General features: G+C 62.8%; 18 protein-coding genes. All 18 read left to right on the forward strand.

Annotated elements, in window-relative coordinates; genetic code table 11:
• Positions 1-268 precede the first annotated feature (268 nt).
• The 18 genes from fliL (at position 269) to motD (ending at position 17,275) form a co-directional block, all read left to right on the forward strand.
• Positions 269-766 carry a flagellar basal body-associated protein FliL gene (fliL, locus tag ACZ6YA_RS00005; protein ID WP_465894649.1) on the forward strand — a complete coding sequence of 166 codons (498 nt, stop codon included), beginning with the start codon at positions 269-271 and terminating at the stop codon, positions 764-766.
• Positions 767-775: 9 nt separating this feature from the next.
• The gene (gene fliM, locus ACZ6YA_RS00010) at positions 776-1,744 is read left to right on the forward strand and encodes a flagellar motor switch protein FliM (RefSeq protein ID WP_465894650.1); all 969 of its coding nucleotides are present in this window, start codon (positions 776-778) and stop codon (positions 1,742-1,744) included.
• 47 nt (positions 1,745-1,791) lie between these two features.
• The gene (fliN, locus tag ACZ6YA_RS00015) at positions 1,792-2,256 is read left to right on the forward strand and encodes a flagellar motor switch protein FliN (protein WP_400795111.1); all 465 of its coding nucleotides are present in this window, start codon (positions 1,792-1,794) and stop codon (positions 2,254-2,256) included.
• Between the two features lie 12 nt (positions 2,257-2,268).
• On the forward strand, positions 2,269-2,712 hold the full coding sequence (fliO, locus tag ACZ6YA_RS00020; RefSeq protein ID WP_465894651.1) for a flagellar biosynthetic protein FliO: 444 nt from the start codon (positions 2,269-2,271) through the stop codon (positions 2,710-2,712).
• Positions 2,712-3,467, forward strand: a complete 756-nt coding sequence (fliP, locus tag ACZ6YA_RS00025; RefSeq protein WP_465894652.1) for a flagellar type III secretion system pore protein FliP — start codon at positions 2,712-2,714, stop codon at positions 3,465-3,467. Before fliO ends, fliP begins: the two co-directional genes overlap by 1 nt.
• A gap of 21 nt (positions 3,468-3,488) precedes the next feature.
• Positions 3,489-3,758, forward strand: a complete 270-nt coding sequence (gene fliQ / locus ACZ6YA_RS00030; RefSeq protein ID WP_465894653.1) for a flagellar biosynthesis protein FliQ — start codon at positions 3,489-3,491, stop codon at positions 3,756-3,758.
• Between the two features lie 7 nt (positions 3,759-3,765).
• On the forward strand, positions 3,766-4,542 hold the full coding sequence (fliR, locus tag ACZ6YA_RS00035; protein ID WP_465894654.1) for a flagellar biosynthetic protein FliR: 777 nt from the start codon (positions 3,766-3,768) through the stop codon (positions 4,540-4,542).
• A 2-nt stretch (positions 4,543-4,544) separates the two neighbouring features.
• Entirely contained in the window at positions 4,545-5,687 is a 1,143-nt protein-coding gene (gene flhB / locus ACZ6YA_RS00040) for a flagellar biosynthesis protein FlhB (protein WP_465894655.1), read from the forward strand.
• A 209-nt stretch (positions 5,688-5,896) separates the two neighbouring features.
• Positions 5,897-8,026, forward strand: coding sequence for a flagellar biosynthesis protein FlhA (flhA, locus tag ACZ6YA_RS00045; protein ID WP_465894656.1), 2,130 nt, complete (start codon positions 5,897-5,899; stop codon positions 8,024-8,026).
• 11 nt (positions 8,027-8,037) lie between these two features.
• Positions 8,038-9,345 (forward strand): flagellar biosynthesis protein FlhF, encoded by a 1,308-nt coding sequence (gene flhF, locus ACZ6YA_RS00050; protein ID WP_465894657.1) that lies wholly within the window; start codon positions 8,038-8,040, stop codon positions 9,343-9,345.
• A 90-nt stretch (positions 9,346-9,435) separates the two neighbouring features.
• Positions 9,436-10,269 (forward strand): flagellar synthesis regulator FleN, encoded by an 834-nt coding sequence (fleN, locus tag ACZ6YA_RS00055; RefSeq protein ID WP_016393812.1) that lies wholly within the window; start codon positions 9,436-9,438, stop codon positions 10,267-10,269.
• A complete protein-coding gene (fliA, locus tag ACZ6YA_RS00060) occupies positions 10,266-11,006 on the forward strand; it encodes an RNA polymerase sigma factor FliA (RefSeq protein WP_387527675.1) in 741 nt (246 codons plus the stop codon). Before fleN ends, fliA begins: the two co-directional genes overlap by 4 nt.
• Before the next feature lie 104 nt (positions 11,007-11,110).
• Positions 11,111-11,485: a chemotaxis response regulator CheY gene (locus tag ACZ6YA_RS00065; RefSeq protein WP_133328372.1), complete on the forward strand. Its 375-nt coding sequence runs from the start codon at positions 11,111-11,113 to the stop codon at positions 11,483-11,485.
• A gap of 18 nt (positions 11,486-11,503) precedes the next feature.
• Positions 11,504-12,292 carry a protein phosphatase CheZ gene (locus tag ACZ6YA_RS00070; protein WP_465894658.1) on the forward strand — a complete coding sequence of 263 codons (789 nt, stop codon included), beginning with the start codon at positions 11,504-11,506 and terminating at the stop codon, positions 12,290-12,292.
• A gap of 12 nt (positions 12,293-12,304) precedes the next feature.
• On the forward strand, positions 12,305-14,509 hold the full coding sequence (locus tag ACZ6YA_RS00075) for a chemotaxis protein CheA (protein ID WP_465894659.1): 2,205 nt from the start codon (positions 12,305-12,307) through the stop codon (positions 14,507-14,509).
• Between the two features lie 46 nt (positions 14,510-14,555).
• A complete protein-coding gene (locus ACZ6YA_RS00080) occupies positions 14,556-15,683 on the forward strand; it encodes a protein-glutamate methylesterase/protein-glutamine glutaminase (protein ID WP_465894660.1) in 1,128 nt (375 codons plus the stop codon).
• Positions 15,683-16,423, forward strand: coding sequence for a flagellar motor protein (locus tag ACZ6YA_RS00085; protein ID WP_465894661.1), 741 nt, complete (start codon positions 15,683-15,685; stop codon positions 16,421-16,423). The genes ACZ6YA_RS00080 and ACZ6YA_RS00085 overlap by 1 nt, the downstream gene beginning before the upstream one ends.
• Before the next feature lie 3 nt (positions 16,424-16,426).
• Entirely contained in the window at positions 16,427-17,275 is an 849-nt protein-coding gene (gene motD, locus ACZ6YA_RS00090) for a flagellar motor protein MotD (protein ID WP_465894663.1), read from the forward strand.
• Positions 17,276-17,434 lie beyond the last annotated feature (159 nt).

Below are 17,434 nucleotides of genomic sequence, written 5' to 3' on the forward strand. Positions count from 1 at the left end.
GTTCCAGGGCATGATCAAATACCTCCTGATCATGCGTATTAGCCTGTAAACAATGTCCCCGGTTTGAAATGTAAACGATGTCTTCGGTTTGTACCCGGGGCGAGCCCGCTCCCACAGGTACTCTACTGACTCGAATACAGTGGCAATCCTGTGGGAGCGGGCCTTGCCCCGCGAAGAGGCCGGCACAGGCAAAAACCAGTTCTGGCATAACACTTGCTCAAGCCACGTCATCCTCCTTTGAAACCCCGATGGACGACGGATTATTGGCATGGCGAAGAGCGACGCAGTGAAAGACCCCGCCACTAAAGGCAAACTCAAGCTGATCCTGCTGCTGGTGCTGGCCCTGTTGCTGGCGGTCGGCCTGTCGGTGGGCGCTACCTGGTTCTTCATGCACAAGAGCGAGCCAGCCCCTGCAGCCGACCCGGCCGCAGCCAACGTCAAACCAGCGGCGATATACGAGCCCCTGGCCCCGGCGTTCGTGGTCAACTTCAACCAGAACGGTCGCCAGCGCTACATGCAGGTGAGCATCACTTTGCAGGGCCGCAACCAGGTCGACCTGGATGCCCTCAAGGTGCACATGCCGGTGATCCGCAACAACCTGGTGATGATGTTCTCCGGTCAAGGCTTCGACACCTTGGCCGGCAGCCCGGTGGGCCAGGAGATGCTGCGCCAGAAAGCCACCGCGGTGGTACAGGAAGTGGCGCAGAAGGAAGTCGGCAAGCCGGTAGTCGACCAGCTGCTGTTCACCAATTTCGTATTGCAGTAGGAGTCCGCAATGGCCGTACAGGACCTGCTGTCCCAGGATGAGATCGATGCCCTGTTGCACGGCGTCGATGATGGGCTGGTACAGACCGAGAGCGCTGCCGAGCCCGGGAGCATCAAGAGCTATGACCTGACCAGCCAGGATCGGATCGTGCGCGGTCGCATGCCGACCCTGGAGATGATCAACGAGCGCTTCGCCCGCTATACCCGCATCAGCATGTTCAACCTGCTACGCCGCTCGGCGGATGTGGCAGTCGGCGGGGTGCAGGTGATGAAGTTCGGCGAGTACGTGCACTCGCTGTACGTGCCGACCAGCCTCAACCTGGTCAAGATCAAGCCGCTGCGCGGTACGTCGCTGTTCATCCTCGACGCCAAGCTGGTGTTCAAGCTGGTGGACAATTTCTTCGGCGGTGACGGCCGTCACGCCAAGATCGAAGGCCGCGAGTTCACCCCGACCGAGCTGCGTGTGGTGCGCATGGTGCTGGACCAATGCTTTGTCGACCTCAAGGAAGCCTGGCAGGCGATCATGCCGGTCAACTTCGAGTACATGAACTCCGAAGTCAACCCGGCCATGGCCAACATCGTCGGGCCGAGCGAAGCGGTGGTGGTGTCGACCTTCCATATCGAACTGGACGGTGGCGGCGGCGACCTGCACGTGACCATGCCGTACTCGATGATCGAGCCGGTGCGCGAAATGCTCGATGCCGGTTTCCAGTCCGACCTGGACGACCAGGACGAGCGCTGGGTCAAGGCCCTGCGCGAGGACGTGCTGGATGTCTCCGTGCCACTGAGCGCCACGGTCGCCCGCCGCCAGCTGAAGCTGCGCGATGTGCTGCACATGCAGCCTGGCGACGTGATCCCGGTGGAGCTGCCCGAGCACCTGGTGGTGCGCGCCAACGGCGTGCCGTCGTTCAAGGCAACCCTCGGGTCGCACAAGGGCAACCTGGCCCTGCAGATCATTGACCCGATCGAACGCCGCTGACGGCGTGCCGGTCGCTCACTACGAATTGAATGCCTGTCGAGGACATCATGGCTAACGAAAACGAGATCACCTCCCCGGAAGACCAGGCCCTGGCCGATGAGTGGGCCGCAGCACTGGAAGAAACCGGTGATGCCGGCCAGGCGGATATCGATGCGCTGCTGGGCGGCGACAGTGGCAGCGCTGGCGCTGGCCGGCTGCCGATGGAGGAGTTCGCAAGCTCCCCGAAGCCAAAGGAAAACGTCAGCCTGGAAGGCCCGAACCTGGACGTGATCCTGGACATCCCGGTGAACATCTCCATGGAAGTGGGTAGCACCGAGATCAACATTCGCAACCTGCTGCAGCTCAACCAGGGCTCGGTGATCGAGCTCGACCGCCTGGCCGGTGAGCCGCTCGATGTGCTGGTCAACGGCACGCTGATCGCCCACGGCGAAGTGGTGGTGGTCAACGAGAAGTTCGGCATCCGCCTGACCGACGTGATCAGCCCCAGCGAACGTATCAAGAAGCTGCGCTGAGTGAAGGGTGCGATGCGGGCCGTCACGGCCCTGGCCACGCTGCTTGCCAGCGAAGCGGTGATCGCCGCTGCCGCCCCGGCCGTGCCGGTCACGCCACCGGCTACCGCGCCCGGCAGCCTGGGTGGGCAGCTGGCGCAGATGGTCTTGGGCTTGCTGCTGGTAGTGGGCCTGATTTTCTTCCTGGCATGGCTGCTGCGGCGCATGCAGGGGGCCGCGCCCAAGGGCGGCCAGGTGATCGAGATCGTCGGCAGCCGCGCCCTTGGCCCACGTGACCGGCTGTTGCTGGTGCAGGTCGGCAAGGAGCAGATCCTCATCGGCCATACCCCTGGCAGCATCGAGGCCTTGCACGTCATGGCCGACCCCGTGGAAGTGCCCGCCAGCGCCCGCCAGGCGACGCCGGAATTCGCCCAGCGGCTGATGGAGCTGATGGGCAAGGATCAGAAGGACAAGAAGTGATGAGTGGTGCGCTGCGCATCGTACTGACCCTGGCGTTGCTGATGGCCGCACCGCTGGCCTTTGCCGCCGACCCGCTGTCGATCCCGGCCATTACCCTGTCCAACGGCCCGGACGGGCAGCAGGAGTATTCGGTCAGCCTGCAGATCCTGATGATCATGACGGCGCTGAGCTTCATTCCAGCGTTCGTCATCCTGATGACCAGCTTCACCCGCATCATCATCGTCTTCTCGATCCTGCGCCAGGCCCTGGGCCTGCAGCAGACGCCGTCGAATCAGGTGTTGACCGGCATGGCGCTGTTCCTGACCCTGTTCATCATGGCGCCGGTGTTCGATCGGGTGAACCAGGATGCGGTGCAGCCGTACCTGAAGGAGCAGATGACCGCCCAGCAGGCCATCGACAAGGCCCAGGGGCCGCTCAAGGACTTCATGCTGGCGCAGACCCGGCAGAGCGACCTCGACCTGTTCATGCGCCTGTCCAAGCGCACTGATATCGCCGGGCCCGAGCAGGTGCCGCTGACGATTCTGGTGCCGGCGTTCGTCACCTCCGAGCTGAAGACCGCGTTCCAGATCGGCTTCATGATCTTCATCCCGTTTCTGATCATCGACATGGTGGTCGCCAGTGTGCTGATGGCCATGGGCATGATGATGCTGTCGCCGCTGATCATTTCGCTGCCGTTCAAGATCATGCTGTTCGTTCTGGTCGATGGCTGGGCGTTGATCATGGGTACGCTGGCCGGCAGTTTCGGCGGCGTCTGACGCCGCCAAGGAGAGCCTTGCATGACACCTGAAGTTGCCGTCGACCTGTTCCGTGATGCCCTCTGGCTGACCACGCTGATGGTCGCCATCCTGGTGGTGCCGAGCCTGTTGATCGGCTTGGTAGTGGCGATGTTCCAGGCGGCCACGCAGATCAACGAACAGACCCTGAGCTTCCTGCCGCGCCTGCTGGTGATGCTGGTCACGCTGATCGTGGCCGGGCCGTGGCTGACGCAGAAGTTCATGGAGTACTTCATCGGCCTGTACACCAGCATCCCGCAGCTGATCGGTTGAAGCGGCCATGCTGGAGCTGACCGACGCGCAAATAGGCACTTGGGTCGCCACGTTCCTGCTGCCGCTGTTCCGGGTGACTGCAGTGCTGATGACCATGCCAATCTTCGGTACCCGCATGTTGCCGGCGCGCGTGCGCCTGTATGCGGCGGTGGCGATCACCGTGGTGATCGTGCCGGCACTGCCACCCTTGCCTGAATTCGATCCTTTGAGCCTGCGCGGCCTGCTGCTGTGCGGTGAGCAGATCATCGTCGGCGCGTTGTTCGGTTTCTCGCTGCAGTTGCTGTTCCAGGCGTTCGTCATTGCCGGACAGATCGTCGCGATACAGATGGGCATGGCCTTCGCCTCGATGGTGGATCCGGCGAACGGCGTCAACGTGGCAGTGGTCAGCCAATTCATGACCATGCTGGTGAGCGTGTTGTTCCTGGTGATGAATGGCCACCTGGTGGTGTTCGAGGTGCTGACCGAGAGCTTCACCACCTTGCCGGTAGGCCATGCGCTGGTGGTCAACCACTTCTGGGAGATGGCCGGGCGCCTGAGTTGGGTGTTCGGTGCCGGGCTGCTGCTGATCCTGCCGGCGATCGCCGCACTGCTGGTGGTCAACATCGCCTTTGGCGTGATGACCCGTGCCGCGCCGCAGCTGAACATCTTTTCGATCGGCTTCCCGCTGACGCTGGTGCTGGGCATCGGTATTTTCTGGGTCGGCCTGGCCGACATTCTTTCCCACTACCAGGCATTGGCCAGCGAAGCGCTGCAATGGCTGCGTGAACTGGCCAGGGCGCGCTGAGCATGGCAGAGAGCGAGAGCGGCCAGGACAAGACGGAAGACCCCACCGACAAGCGCAAGACCGACGCGCGCAAGAAAGGTGAGATCGCCCGCTCCAAGGAACTGAATACCGTTGCGTCGACACTGGGGGGTGCCGGTGCACTGCTGGCCTTCGGTGGCAACCTGGCAGAAACCTTGATGACCTTGATGCGGGTAAATTTTTCGCTGACGCGCGAGGTGCTTACCGATGAGCGCTCAATGGGCATGTTTCTGCTGGCCTCGGGCAAGATGGCCATCTGGGCGGTACAGCCGATCTTGGTGCTGTTGTTCATCATTGCCTTGATCTCGCCCATCGCCCTGGGTGGGTTCATTTTCTCTGGCAGCCTGCTGGCGCCCAAATTCAGCCGCATGAACCCGTTGTCGGGGGTCAAGCGTATGTTCTCCATGAACTCGCTGACCGAGTTGCTGAAGGCGATGGCCAAGTTCTTCATGATCTTGATCGTGGCGCTGGTGGTGCTTAGCAATGATCGCCAGGCATTGTTGGCGATCGCCAATGAACCGCTTGAGCAGGCGATCATCCACAGCGTGCAGGTGGTGGGTTGGAGTGCATTGTGGATGGCTGCCGGGCTGTTGATCATCGCGGCGGCGGATGTGCCGTTCCAGCTGTATCAGACGCACCAGAAGCTGAAGATGACCAAGCAGGAGGTCAAGGATGAATACAAGGACAGCGAAGGCAAGCCCGAGGTCAAGCAACGTATACGCCAGCTGCAGCGCGAGGCATCGCAGCGGCGCATGATGGCGGCAGTGCCTGAGGCGGACGTGATCATCACCAACCCGACGCATTATGCGGTGGCGTTGCAGTATGACCCTGAGAAGGGCGGGGTGGCGCCGTTGCTGTTGGCCAAGGGTACAGACTTTATCGCCTTGAAGATTCGTGAGATCGGCGTGGAGCACAAGGTGCAGATTCTTGAATCGCCGGCGCTGGCGCGGGCGATCTATTACTCCACCGAGCTTGAGCAGGAAATCCCGGCGGGGCTTTATCTGGCGGTGGCGCAGGTGCTGGCGTATGTGTTCCAGATCCGCCAGTACCGGGCGGGCAAGGGCAAGCGGCCTGAGCCTTTGAAGGAAGACCTGCCAATTCCACCGGATTTGCGCCGCGACAGTTGATTTGATGTTGTCGCTTCTGGCCCCTTCGCGGGCAAGCCCGCTCCCACAGGTGCATCACAGTTCTTGAGCTTTGTGCAGTCCCTGTGGGAGCGGGCTTGCCCGCGAAGAGGCCAGTGCTGAGCGCACAAAACCCAAAGTTGGAAAGCTTCTTGCAAAGCCACGCCCAAGCGCCTCTTGGGCGTCAAAGTTTTGCTTGAAGAGGACACCCGGTGGATCGCACTCAGTTAATCAGCAACGCACGCCACAACCTGGCAGGCCTCGGCCGGGGCAACCTGGGTGTGCCGCTGTTGCTGCTTATCATGTTGGCAATGATGATGTTGCCGATACCGCCGTTCCTGCTCGATGTGTTCTTCACCTTCAACATCGCCCTGTCGATCGTGGTCCTGCTGGTCTGTGTGTACGCCCTGCGCCCGCTCGACTTCGCCGCGTTTCCCACCATTCTGCTGGTCGCGACTTTGCTGCGGCTGGCGCTGAACGTCGCCTCCACACGCGTGGTCATGCTCCATGGCCAAGAGGGCCACGGCGCTGCGGGTAAGGTGATCCAGGCCTTCGGTGAAGTGGTGATCGGCGGCAACTATGTCGTCGGTGCGGTGGTGTTCGCCATCCTCATGATCATCAACTTCGTCGTAGTGACCAAGGGCGCCGGGCGGATTTCCGAGGTCAGCGCGCGTTTCACCCTCGACGCCATGCCCGGCAAGCAGATGGCCATCGACGCCGACCTCAACGCTGGCCTGATCGATCAGGCCCAGGCCAAGGCGCGTCGCGCCGAGGTGGCCCAGGAGGCCGAGTTCTACGGTTCGATGGACGGTGCCAGCAAATTCGTACGCGGTGACGCCATTGCCGGCCTGTTGATCCTGTTCATCAACCTGATCGGCGGCATGCTCATCGGCATGCTGCAGCACAATATGTCGTTCAGCGATGCCGGCAAGGTCTACGCCCTGTTGACCATCGGTGACGGTTTGGTGGCGCAATTGCCATCACTGCTGCTGTCCACTGCTGCCGCGATCATGGTCACCCGTGCCTCAGGCTCCGAGGACATGGGTAAGCTGATCAACCGGCAGATGTTCGATTCGCCGAAGGCGCTGGGGGTGTCGGCGGGCTTGATGATCGTCATGGGCCTGGTGCCGGGCATGCCCCACGTCGCCTTCCTCAGCCTCGGCCTGCTGGCTGCCGGTGGTGCTTACCTGGTGTGGAAGAAGCAGCAGAACGCCAAGGTCGTCGCACTGCAGGAGGCGCAGCGCCAGCAGGACTTGCTGCCCTCGCCGCAGCGCGCAATGGAAACCAAGGAGCTGGGCTGGGACGACGTGACGCCGATCGACATGATTGGCCTGGAAGTCGGCTATCGGCTGATCCCGCTGGTCGACCGCAACCAGGGCGGCCAGTTGCTGGCGAGGATCAAGGGGGTGCGCAAGAAGCTCTCCCAGGACCTGGGCTTCCTCATGCCCACCGTGCATATCCGCGACAACCTCGACCTGCAGCCCAGCGCCTACCGCCTGACGCTCATGGGCGTGATCCTGGCCGAGGCCGAGATCTATCCGGACCGCGAGCTGGCGATCAACCCGGGCCAGGTATTCGGCACCCTCAACGGCATTGCAGCCCGCGATCCGGCTTTCGGCCTGGAGGCAGTGTGGGTCGACATCGCCCAGCGCGCCCAGGCGCAGTCGCTGGGCTATACCGTGGTCGACGCCAGTACCGTGGTGGCCACCCACCTCAATCAGATTTTGCAGAAGCATTGCCATGAGCTGATTGGCCATGAAGAGGTCCAGCAATTGCTGCAGGTGCTGGGCAAGGCTTCGCCTAAACTTGCAGAAGAACTGGTACCGGGTGTCATTTCCTTGTCGGGGCTGCTGAAGGTCCTGCAAGCATTGCTCGCCGAGCAAGTGCCGGTGCGTGACATCCGCAGTATTGCCGAGGCGATCGCCAACAATGCCAGCAAGAGTCAAGATACCGCCGCGTTGGTCGCGGCAGTGCGCGTCGGATTGTGTCGTGCCATCGTGCAAAGCATTGTCGGCGTTGAGTCCGAGCTGCCTGTGATCACTCTTGAGCCAAGGTTGGAACAGATCTTGCTCAATAGTCTGCAAAGGGCCGGGCAGGGTCAGGAAGATGGTGTTCTTCTGGAACCAAGCATGGCCGAAAAGCTGCAGCGCTCGTTGATCGAAGCGGCTCAGCGCCAAGAGATGCAAGGCCAACCGGCCATTCTCCTGGTCGCGGGCCCGATCCGTGCCATGCTGTCGCGCTTCGGCCGCCTGGCTGTACCGAATTTGCATGTTCTGGCGTATCAGGAAATACCGGATAACAAGCAAGTCACCATCGTTGCCACCGTGGGCCCCAACGGCTGAGGTAGTGGGTTATGCAAGTTAAGCGTTTTTTCGCCGCCGATATGCGCCAGGCCATGAAGCTGGTTCGTGATGAGCTGGGCTCCGACGCCGCCATCATCGGTAACCGCCGCATCGCTGGTGGTGTCGAACTGACGGCCGCGCTGGACTACAAGCTGTCCGCGCTGGCCCCGCGCGTGCCTAATGCCGAGCTCGAAGAAGAGCTGCGCAAGACCCACACGCGCATCGCCACCGCCCAGGCCGAGCTGGACAACCGCAGCGACGCCAGCGAGGGCAGCCGCCAGTTGTTCGCCGGCCAGTCGCTGACCGCATCGGAGCCGTTGATCGAGCCGCACGTGGAGACGCCAGCCGCAGCTGCCCCGGCCGCTCCCGCGCCGGTCGACCCTCGGTTGTTCGATGCCATGCGCTCGGAACTGTCTGGCCTGCGCGAACTGCTGGAAGTGCAGCTCGGCTCGTTGGCCTGGAACCAGCTGCAGGGCAGCAAGCCGGCCCAGGCCAACCTCTGGCGCCGTTTGCAGCGCATTGGCCTGTCCGGCCCGATTGCCCGCGAACTGCTCGAACTCACCCAGGAAATCGAAGAGCCGCGCCATGCCTGGCGCATGTTGCTGGCGCACCTGGCGCGGATGATCGAGGTGCCCGAGGTCGAGCCGATCGAAGAGGGCGGTGTGATCGCCATGGTCGGCCCCGCCGGCATGGGCAAGACCACCACCCTGGCCAAGCTCGCCGCGCGCTATGTACTCAAGTATGGCCCGCAGAACCTGGCCTTGGTGAGCATGGACAGCTTCCGCATCGGTGCCCAGGAACAGCTCAAGACCCTGGGGCGCATCCTCAACGTGCCGGTGACCTATGTCGACCCGGGACAGTCGCTGGCCCAGGCGCTGGAGCCGCTGCTGCGCAAGCGCGTAGTACTGATCGACACCGCCGGCCTGCAGGCCAGCGACCCGGCCCTGCGCATGCAGCTGGAAAGCCTGGCCAGCCGCGGCATCGCCTCACAGAATTACCTGGTGCTGGCCACCACCAGCCAGAAGCAGGTGCTGACCGCCGCCTACCACAGCTACAAGCGCTGCGGCCTGGCCGGTTGCATCTTGACCAAACTCGATGAAACGGCGAGCCTCGGCGATGTGCTGAGCCTGGCCATCAGTCATGAACTGCCCGTGGCCTACCTCACCGATGGCCCGCGCATTCCTGACGACCTGCACTTGCCGCGGGCGCACCAACTGGTGACTCGAGCCGTGAATGTGCAGTTGCAGGACGAGCCCAGCGAAGAGGCCATGGCCGACATGTTCGCTGATCTCTATCACAACCCACGGCGAGCGGGTTGATGAAGCGTGTGCAAAATACCTACACCAAGGGGGCTGCTGCATCGCCCCTCGTGTGGCTTGGGTCCAAGCGAGACAAGGTAAACAACGAACATGGGTAGCATGCATCCCGTACAGGTGATCGCCGTAACCGGTGGCAAAGGTGGCGTCGGCAAGACTAACGTTTCAGTGAACCTGTCCCTGGCACTGGCCGAGCTCGGCCGCCGGGTCATGCTGCTGGACGCCGACCTGGGCCTGGCCAATGTCGACGTGTTGCTGGGCCTGACCCCGAAACGCACCCTGGCCGATGTCATTGAAGGGCGCTGCGAGCTGCGCGACGTGCTGCTGCAGGGGCCCGGCGGTGTACGCATCGTGCCGGCGGCCTCCGGCACCCAGAGCATGGTGCACCTGGCGCCGGCCCAACATGCCGGGCTAATCCAGGCCTTCAGCGAGATCGGCGACAACCTCGACGTGCTGGTGATCGACACCGCTGCGGGTATTGGTGACTCAGTAGTCAGCTTCGTCCGCGCGGCGCAGGAGGTGCTGCTGGTGGTGTGCGACGAACCCACTTCGATCACTGACGCCTACGCGCTGATCAAACTGCTCAACCGCGACTACGGGATGAACCGTTTCCGCGTGTTGGCCAACATGGCGCAGAGCCCGCAGGAAGGTCGCAATCTGTTCGCCAAGCTGACCAAGGTCACCGACCGCTTCCTCGATGTCGCCCTGCAATACGTCGGCGCCGTGCCGTACGACGAGTGTGTGCGCAAGGCAGTGCAAAAGCAGCGGGCGGTCTACGAGGCCTTCCCGCGCTCCAAATGCGCGCTGGCGTTCAAGGCCATTGCGCAGAAGGTCGACAGCTGGCCGTTGCCAGCCAACCCGCGCGGGCACCTGGAGTTCTTCGTCGAGCGCCTGGTACAGCCCACCAGTGCAGGGCCAGTGCTATGAGTGCAAGCGGTTTCAAGATGTACAGCAAGGCGTCCAAGGACGCCCAGTACGAACTGATCGAACGCTACGCCCCGCTGGTCAAGCGCATTGCCTACCACCTGCTGGCGCGCCTGCCGGCCAACGTGCAGGTCGAAGACCTGATCCAGGCCGGCATGATCGGCCTGCTGGAAGTCGCCAACAAGTACGACGCCAGCAAGGGCGCGAGCTTTGAAACCTACGCCGGCATCCGCATCCGCGGCGCCATGCTCGACGAGGTGCGCAAGGGCGACTGGGCGCCACGTTCGGTGCACCGCAACACCCGCATGGTCAGCGACGCGATGCGCGCCGTTGAAGCCAGAACCGGCCGCGACGCTAAAGATCATGAAGTTGCTGCCGAACTTCAATTGAGTCTCGATGATTACTACGGGATTTTGAACGATACCCTGGGCAGCCGCCTGTTCAGTTTCGACGACCTGTTGCAGGACGGCGAGCACGAAGGGCTGCACGAGGATGGCGCCAGTGGCCAGGTCGAGCCGTCGCGCGACCTGGAGGACGAGCGCTTCCAGGCTGCACTGACCGATGCCATCGCCAACCTGCCGGAGCGTGAGCGGCTGGTCCTGGCGCTGTACTACGACGAAGAACTGAACCTCAAGGAAATCGGTGAGGTGCTGGGGGTCAGCGAATCGCGTGTCAGCCAGCTGCACAGCCAGTGCGCTGCACGCCTGCGCAGCCGCCTCGGGGAATGGCGGGCGCGTTGAGCTCGGGGTCGTTGCAGTCGTTTTCACGTTGTACCGAATTGATTGAATGCGCGCTCGGGGCCGAGCGTGTTAGAGACTGCTTGGAGGTCTAATTGAACAAAGACATGAAAATCCTCATCGTTGACGACTTTTCGACGATGCGGCGGATCATCAAGAACCTGCTGCGTGATCTGGGCTTCACCAACACCGACGAAGCCGACGACGGCACCACGGCGCTGCCGATGCTCGAAAGCGGCCATTACGACTTCCTGGTGACCGACTGGAACATGCCGGGCATGTCCGGTATCGACCTGCTGCGCAAGGTGCGTGCGCACGAGCGCCTGAAGGGTATGCCGGTGCTGATGGTGACCGCCGAAGCCAAGCGCGACCAGATCATCGAAGCGGCCCAGGCCGGGGTCAACGGCTACGTGGTCAAGCCGTTCACCGCGCAGGTACTCAAAGAAAAGATCGAGAAGATCTTCGAACGCGTCAACGGCTGAATCAGCTCAGGGGGCGCCATGGAATCAACACAAACATCTTTGGGGGAGTTCGAATCGACCCTGAAGAAGCATGCCCAGGAGTTGGTCGAAAGCCTGGAGAAGGGGCAGTTCGGCGAGGCGGTGCAGCTGATCCATCAGCTCAACCAGACCCGCGACCGGGGCCTGTACCAGGAAGTCGGCAAGCTGACCCGTGAGCTGCACAGCGCGATCGTCAGCTTCCAGATCGACCCGCGCATGCCGCAGGCCGAGGAGGTCTCGCAGATCACCGACGCCACCGAGCGTTTGTCCTATGTGGTCAAACTCACCGAAGGCGCCGCCAACCGCACCATGGACCTGGTCGAGGAGAGCACGCCGGTGCTCAACGAGCTGGCGGCTGAGGCGCAGAACCTGAGTGTCGACTGGCAGCGCTTCATGCGCCGCGAAGTTGCTGCGCCGGAATTCCGTGACTTGGTCAAGCGCGTCGACAGTTTCCTGACGCACAGTGCCGAAGGTAACCGCAAGGTGTCTGGCCACCTCAATGACATTCTGCTGGCCCAGGACTATCAGGACCTGACCGGGCAGGTGATCAAGCGGGTGACCACGCTGGTGACCGAAGTCGAAAGCAATCTGCTCAAGCTTGTGCTGATGGCCAGTCAGGTCGACCGTTTTGCCGGTATCGAACATGACCACCAGCAGCTACGTGCTGAAAAAGATGAAGAAAAATATCCGGCTCGGGGTGAAGGTCCGCAGATTCATGCCGATAAGCGTGAAGACGTCGTGTCCGGTCAGGACGATGTCGATGATCTGCTGTCCAGCCTGGGTTTTTGAGGAGCACGTTTAATGAGCTTCGGCGCCGATGAAGAAATCCTTCAGGATTTCCTGGTAGAAGCCGGCGAAATTCTTGAGCAACTGTCCGAGCAACTGGTCGAGCTGGAAAGCCGGCCCGACGATGCCGACCTGCTCAATGCGATCTTTCGCGGTTTCCACACTGTAAAAGGGGGCGCCGGCTTCCTCCAGCTCAACGAGCTGGTGGAGTGCTGCCATATCGCCGAGAACGTGTTCGACATCCTGCGCAAAGGTGAGCGCCGAGTCGACGCGGAGCTGATGGACGTGGTGCTCGAAGCGCTGGACACGGTCAACAGCATGTTCGGCCAGGTGCGCGAACGCAGCGAAGTGACCCCGGCCACGCCCGAGCTGCTGGCGGCGTTGTCGCGCCTGGCCGAGCCGGGTAGCGCCCCAGCACCGGCAGCGGTGGTCGAGGCTGCGCCTAAGCCTGCCGCCGAGGCGGACATCACCGATACCGAATTCGAACAGCTGCTCGATTCGCTCGACGCGGTCAAGGCTGAAGCTGCCGCTGCAGAACAGCAACTGCACGGCGAGACTTCGAGCGGCGGCGGCGCAGACGAGATCACCGACGCCGAGTTCGAATCGTTGCTCGACCAGTTGCACGGCAAGGGCCAGTTCTCGGCTGATGTCGTGGCCAGTGAGCCCGTCGCCGTTGCCGCCAGCGCGCCGGCCAGCGACGAGATCACCGACGAAGAATTCGAGTCGCTGCTGGATCAGTTGCATGGCAAGGGCAGCTTCCAGGCCGATGCGCTGCCGGCTGCCACGGCCGCTGTGGCCAGCGCTGCACCGGCTGCCGGCACCGGCGACGAAATCAGCGAGCACGAGTTTGAAGCGCTGCTGGATCAGCTGCATGGCAAAGGCAAGTTCTCCGGCGATACCGTCTCCGCCGAAGCGCCGGCTGCCGTTGCCGCACCGGTCGCCGCCAAGCCGCAAATCCAGCCCGCTGCCAAGCCGGCACCGGCACCCGCCGCTGCGGCCAAGCCTGCCGCGCCAGCCCGTGCCCCAGCGGCCGAAAAGCCTGTCAGCGAAGCGGAAACCACCGTGCGTGTCGACACCGCGCGCCTGGACGAGATCATGAACATGGTCGGCGAACTGGTGCTGGTGCGTAACCGCCTGGTGCGCCTGGGCCTGAACAGCGGCGATGAGGCCATGTCCAAGGCCGTGTCGAACCTCGACGTGGTCACCGCCGACCTGCAGACCGCGGTGATGAAAACCCGCATGCAGCCGATCAAGAAAGTCTTCGGCCGCTTTCCGCGCTTGGTCCGCGACCTGGCTCGCCAGCTCAAGAAAGAGATCAACCTGGAGCTGGTCGGTGAAGAAACCGACCTCGACAAGAACCTGGTCGAGGCCCTGGCCGACCCGTTGGTGCACTTGGTGCGTAACGCCGTCGACCATGGCGTCGAGATGCCCGAGGAGCGTGAAGCCTCGGGCAAGGCGCGGACCGGTCGCGTGGTGCTGTCGGCCGAACAGGAAGGCGACCACATCCTGCTGTCGATTTCTGACGACGGCAAGGGCATGGACCCCAACATCCTGCGCGCCAAGGCCGTGGAAAAAGGCCTGATGGACAAGGACGCCGCCGAGCGCCTGAGCGAGTCGGACTGCTACAACCTGATCTTCGCCCCAGGTTTCTCGACCAAGACGGAAATTTCCGACGTGTCCGGCCGTGGTGTCGGCATGGACGTGGTGAAGACCAAGATTTCCCAGCTCAATGGCTCGATCAATATCTACTCGGCCAAGGGCCAGGGTTCGAAGATCGTCATCAAGGTGCCGCTGACCCTGGCGATCATGCCGACGCTGATGGTGATGCTGGGCAACCAGGCGTTCGCCTTCCCCCTGGTCAACGTCAACGAGATCTTCCACCTCGACCTGTCGCGCACCAACGTGGTCGACGGCCAGGAAGTGGTGATCGTGCGCGACAAGGCGCTGCCGCTGTTCTACCTCAAGCGCTGGCTGGTCCAGGGCCAGGTGCACGAAGAGCAGCGCGAGGGCCATGTGGTGATTCTCTCGGTCGGTACCCAGCGGATCGGCTTCGTGGTCGACCAACTGGTGGGCCAGGAAGAGGTGGTGATCAAGCCGCTGGGCAAGATGCTGCAGGGCACCCCAGGCATGTCCGGCGCCACCATCACCGGCGACGGTCGCATTGCGCTGATCCTCGACGTACCGAGCATGCTCAAGCGTTACGCGGCGCGGCGTATTTGATTTCGGTGGCGCGCCCTGGTGGGCTGCGCCACCTAATGGAGTGTTTATGGCAGTCAAGGTCCTGGTGGTGGATGATTCCGGTTTCTTCCGCCGCCGCGTCTCGGAAATCCTCTCGGCCGACCCGACGATCCAGGTCGTGGGTACCGCGACCAACGGCAGGGAGGCGATCGATCAGGCGCTGGCGCTCAAACCCGATGTCATCACCATGGATTACGAAATGCCCATGATGGATGGCATCACCGCTGTGCGGCACATCATGCAGCGCTGCCCGACGCCGGTGTTGATGTTCTCCTCGCTGACCCACGAAGGCGCTCGGGTGACCCTCGATGCCTTGGACGCCGGCGCGGTGGATTACCTGCCGAAGAACTTCGAAGACATCTCGCGCAACCCGGAGAAGGTCAAGCAGATGCTCTGCGAAAAGGTGCATACCCTTTCGCGCAGCAACCGCCGTTTTGGCGGCTACGCAAGCCCTGCGCCGGTCGCCGCGCCAGCGCCAACCAGCAGCGCTCCTGCCCCGGTCAGTAGCCTCGCCAATCACGCCCCGGTGCGCACGGCGGTGCCCACCCGTACCGCGGCAGCGGCGCCTGCACATTCGCCGGCTCCCAAACGCAAGCCTTACAAGCTGGTGGCCATAGGTACGTCCACCGGTGGGCCGGTGGCCCTGCAGCGCGTGCTGACTCAGCTGCCAGCAGGCTTCCCGGCGCCCATCGTGCTGATCCAGCACATGCCGGCGGCGTTCACCAAGGCCTTTGCCGAGCGTCTCGACAAGCTCTGCAAGATCACCGTGAAGGAAGCCGAAGACGGCGACCTGCTGCGCCCCGGTCTGGCGCTGTTGGCCCCCGGTGGCAAGCAGATGATGATCGATGGCCGCGGCACGGTGAAGATCCTGCCCGGTGACGAGCGCCTGAACTACAAGCCGTGCGTGGACATTACTTTTGGCTCGGCGGCGAAATCCTACGGTGACAAGGTGCTTTCGGTGGTGCTCACCGGCATGGGCGCCGATGGCCGTGAAGGCGCGCGCCTGCTAAAGCAGGGTGGCAGCACCGTGTGGGCCCAGGATGAAGCCAGCTGCGTGATCTATGGCATGCCCATGGCCATCGTCAAGGCCAACCTGGCCGACGCGGTGTACAGCCTGGATGAAATCGGCAAGCACCTGGTCGAGGCCTGCGTCTGATGGATGTCCTTAGCCTGATTGGCCTGATCCTGGCCTTCGTCGCCATTATCGGCGGCAACTTCCTCGAAGGCGGTCACGTCGGTGCGTTGCTCAACGGCCCGGCGGCGCTGATCGTACTCGGCGGCACCCTGGCGGCGGCGTTGCTGCAGTCGCCGCTGTCGTCGTTCAAGCGTGCCATGCAGATTGCGCGCTGGATCATCTTCCCGCCACGGGTCGACCTGGCCGGTGGTATCGACCGGGTGGTGAACTGGAGCCTGACGGCGCGCAAGGAAGGCCTGCTGGGCCTGGAAGGCGTGGCCGATGGCGAGCCCGACCCGTATGCGCGCAAGGGCCTGCAACTGCTGGTCGACGGCGCTGAACCCGAAGCCATCCGCAGTATCCTCGAAGTCGACTTCCTGACCCAGGAAGGCCGCGATATCCAGGCCGCCAAGGTGTTCGAAAGCATGGGCGGCTATGCGCCGACCATTGGCATCATCGGTGCGGTGATGGGCCTGATCCATGTAATGGGCAACCTGGCCGACCCTTCGCAGCTGGGCAACGGCATCGCCGTGGCGTTCGTCGCCACCATCTACGGCGTTGCCAGCGCCAACCTGATCCTGCTGCCGGTCGCCAACAAACTCAAAGCCATCGTCATGCGCCAGTCGCGCTATCGCGAGATGCTGCTCGAAGGCCTGTTGTCGATTGCCGAAGGTGAAAACCCGCGCTCGATCGAGCTGAAGCTGCAAGGCTTCATGGAGTAACCCATGCGTCGCCGTCGTCATACCGAGGAACACGAGAATCACGAACGCTGGCTGGTGTCGTACGCCGACTTCATCACCTTGCTGTTCGCTTTTTTCGTGGTCATGTATTCGATTTCCTCGATCAACGAGGGCAAGTACAAAGTTGTCTCGCAAGCATTGCTGGGGGTGTTCAACGACCCGGAGCGGAGCATGAGGCCGATCCCCATCGGTGATGAGCAACCGCTCAGCGTCAAGCCGGCCGAGCCGTTGATCAAGGACAGCGAACAGACTGACGCGGGCCTGGCGCAGAACAGAGTCGACCCGCTGAAAGCCATCAGCGATGATGTGCGCGATGCCTTTGGCGACCTGATCAAGTCCGACCAGATGACGGTGCGCGGCAACGAGTTGTGGGTGGAAATCGAGCTCAACTCTTCGTTGCTGTTTGGTAGCGGCGATGCGATGCCCAGTGACAAGGCGTTCGACATCATCGAGAAGGTGGCCAACATCCTCAAACCGTTCGCCAACCCGGTGCACGTCGAAGGCTTCACCGACAACCTGCCGATCCGCACGGCGCAGTACCCGACCAATTGGGAGCTGTCTTCGGCGCGGGCGGCAAGCATCGTCCGCCTGCTGGCGATGGAAGGGGTCAACCCGGCGCGCATGGCGTCGGTCGGTTACGGTGAGTATCAGCCGCTGGCCAGCAACGACACCGCCGAAGGGCGCGCGCGCAACCGCCGGGTGGTGCTGGTGATATCCCGCAACCTTGAAGTGCGCCGTAGCCTTACAGGTTCCGGCACTGCCAATGCGAGCCCGGACGCGGCGCTGCGTCGGGCTGGCACACAAAGTGCACCGGCAACGGGGAGCAGTCACTAAGTCAATTCTCTGTCGTGCCTGGTTGTGGGAGCGGGCTTGCCGATACGTCGGACCGCCCGCGAATGGGGCGATGCGGTGGATGGCACGGGCTACACCCGTGTTCGCGGGACAAGCCCGCTCCCACAAGGGGGGGCGTTAATAATTGAGACAGAGTTGTCC

The sequence above is a fragment of the Pseudomonas sp. NPDC090752 genome (genome assembly GCF_055584805.1).

Excerpts from the sequence above, each read along its gene's own strand:
- ACZ6YA_RS00065 (WP_133328372.1), top strand. The coding sequence starts at position 11,111 with ATGAAAATCCTCATCGTTGACGACTTTTCGACGATGCGGCGGATCATC.
- fliA (WP_387527675.1), top strand. The coding sequence starts at position 10,266 with ATGAGTGCAAGCGGTTTCAAGATGTACAGCAAGGCGTCCAAGGACGCC.
- ACZ6YA_RS00070 (WP_465894658.1), top strand. The coding sequence starts at position 11,504 with ATGGAATCAACACAAACATCTTTGGGGGAGTTCGAATCGACCCTGAAG.
- fliR (WP_465894654.1), top strand. The coding sequence starts at position 3,766 with ATGCTGGAGCTGACCGACGCGCAAATAGGCACTTGGGTCGCCACGTTC.
- ACZ6YA_RS00075 (WP_465894659.1), top strand. The coding sequence starts at position 12,305 with ATGAGCTTCGGCGCCGATGAAGAAATCCTTCAGGATTTCCTGGTAGAA.
- fleN (WP_016393812.1), top strand. The coding sequence starts at position 9,436 with ATGGGTAGCATGCATCCCGTACAGGTGATCGCCGTAACCGGTGGCAAA.
- fliN (WP_400795111.1), top strand. The coding sequence starts at position 1,792 with ATGGCTAACGAAAACGAGATCACCTCCCCGGAAGACCAGGCCCTGGCC.
- fliO (WP_465894651.1), top strand. The coding sequence starts at position 2,269 with ATGCGGGCCGTCACGGCCCTGGCCACGCTGCTTGCCAGCGAAGCGGTG.
- fliQ (WP_465894653.1), top strand. The coding sequence starts at position 3,489 with ATGACACCTGAAGTTGCCGTCGACCTGTTCCGTGATGCCCTCTGGCTG.
- fliL (WP_465894649.1), top strand. The coding sequence starts at position 269 with ATGGCGAAGAGCGACGCAGTGAAAGACCCCGCCACTAAAGGCAAACTC.
- ACZ6YA_RS00080 (WP_465894660.1), top strand. The coding sequence starts at position 14,556 with ATGGCAGTCAAGGTCCTGGTGGTGGATGATTCCGGTTTCTTCCGCCGC.
- ACZ6YA_RS00085 (WP_465894661.1), top strand. The coding sequence starts at position 15,683 with ATGGATGTCCTTAGCCTGATTGGCCTGATCCTGGCCTTCGTCGCCATT.
- fliP (WP_465894652.1), top strand. The coding sequence starts at position 2,712 with ATGAGTGGTGCGCTGCGCATCGTACTGACCCTGGCGTTGCTGATGGCC.
- motD (WP_465894663.1), top strand. The coding sequence starts at position 16,427 with ATGCGTCGCCGTCGTCATACCGAGGAACACGAGAATCACGAACGCTGG.
- flhB (WP_465894655.1), top strand. The coding sequence starts at position 4,545 with ATGGCAGAGAGCGAGAGCGGCCAGGACAAGACGGAAGACCCCACCGAC.
- flhF (WP_465894657.1), top strand. The coding sequence starts at position 8,038 with ATGCAAGTTAAGCGTTTTTTCGCCGCCGATATGCGCCAGGCCATGAAG.
- fliM (WP_465894650.1), top strand. The coding sequence starts at position 776 with ATGGCCGTACAGGACCTGCTGTCCCAGGATGAGATCGATGCCCTGTTG.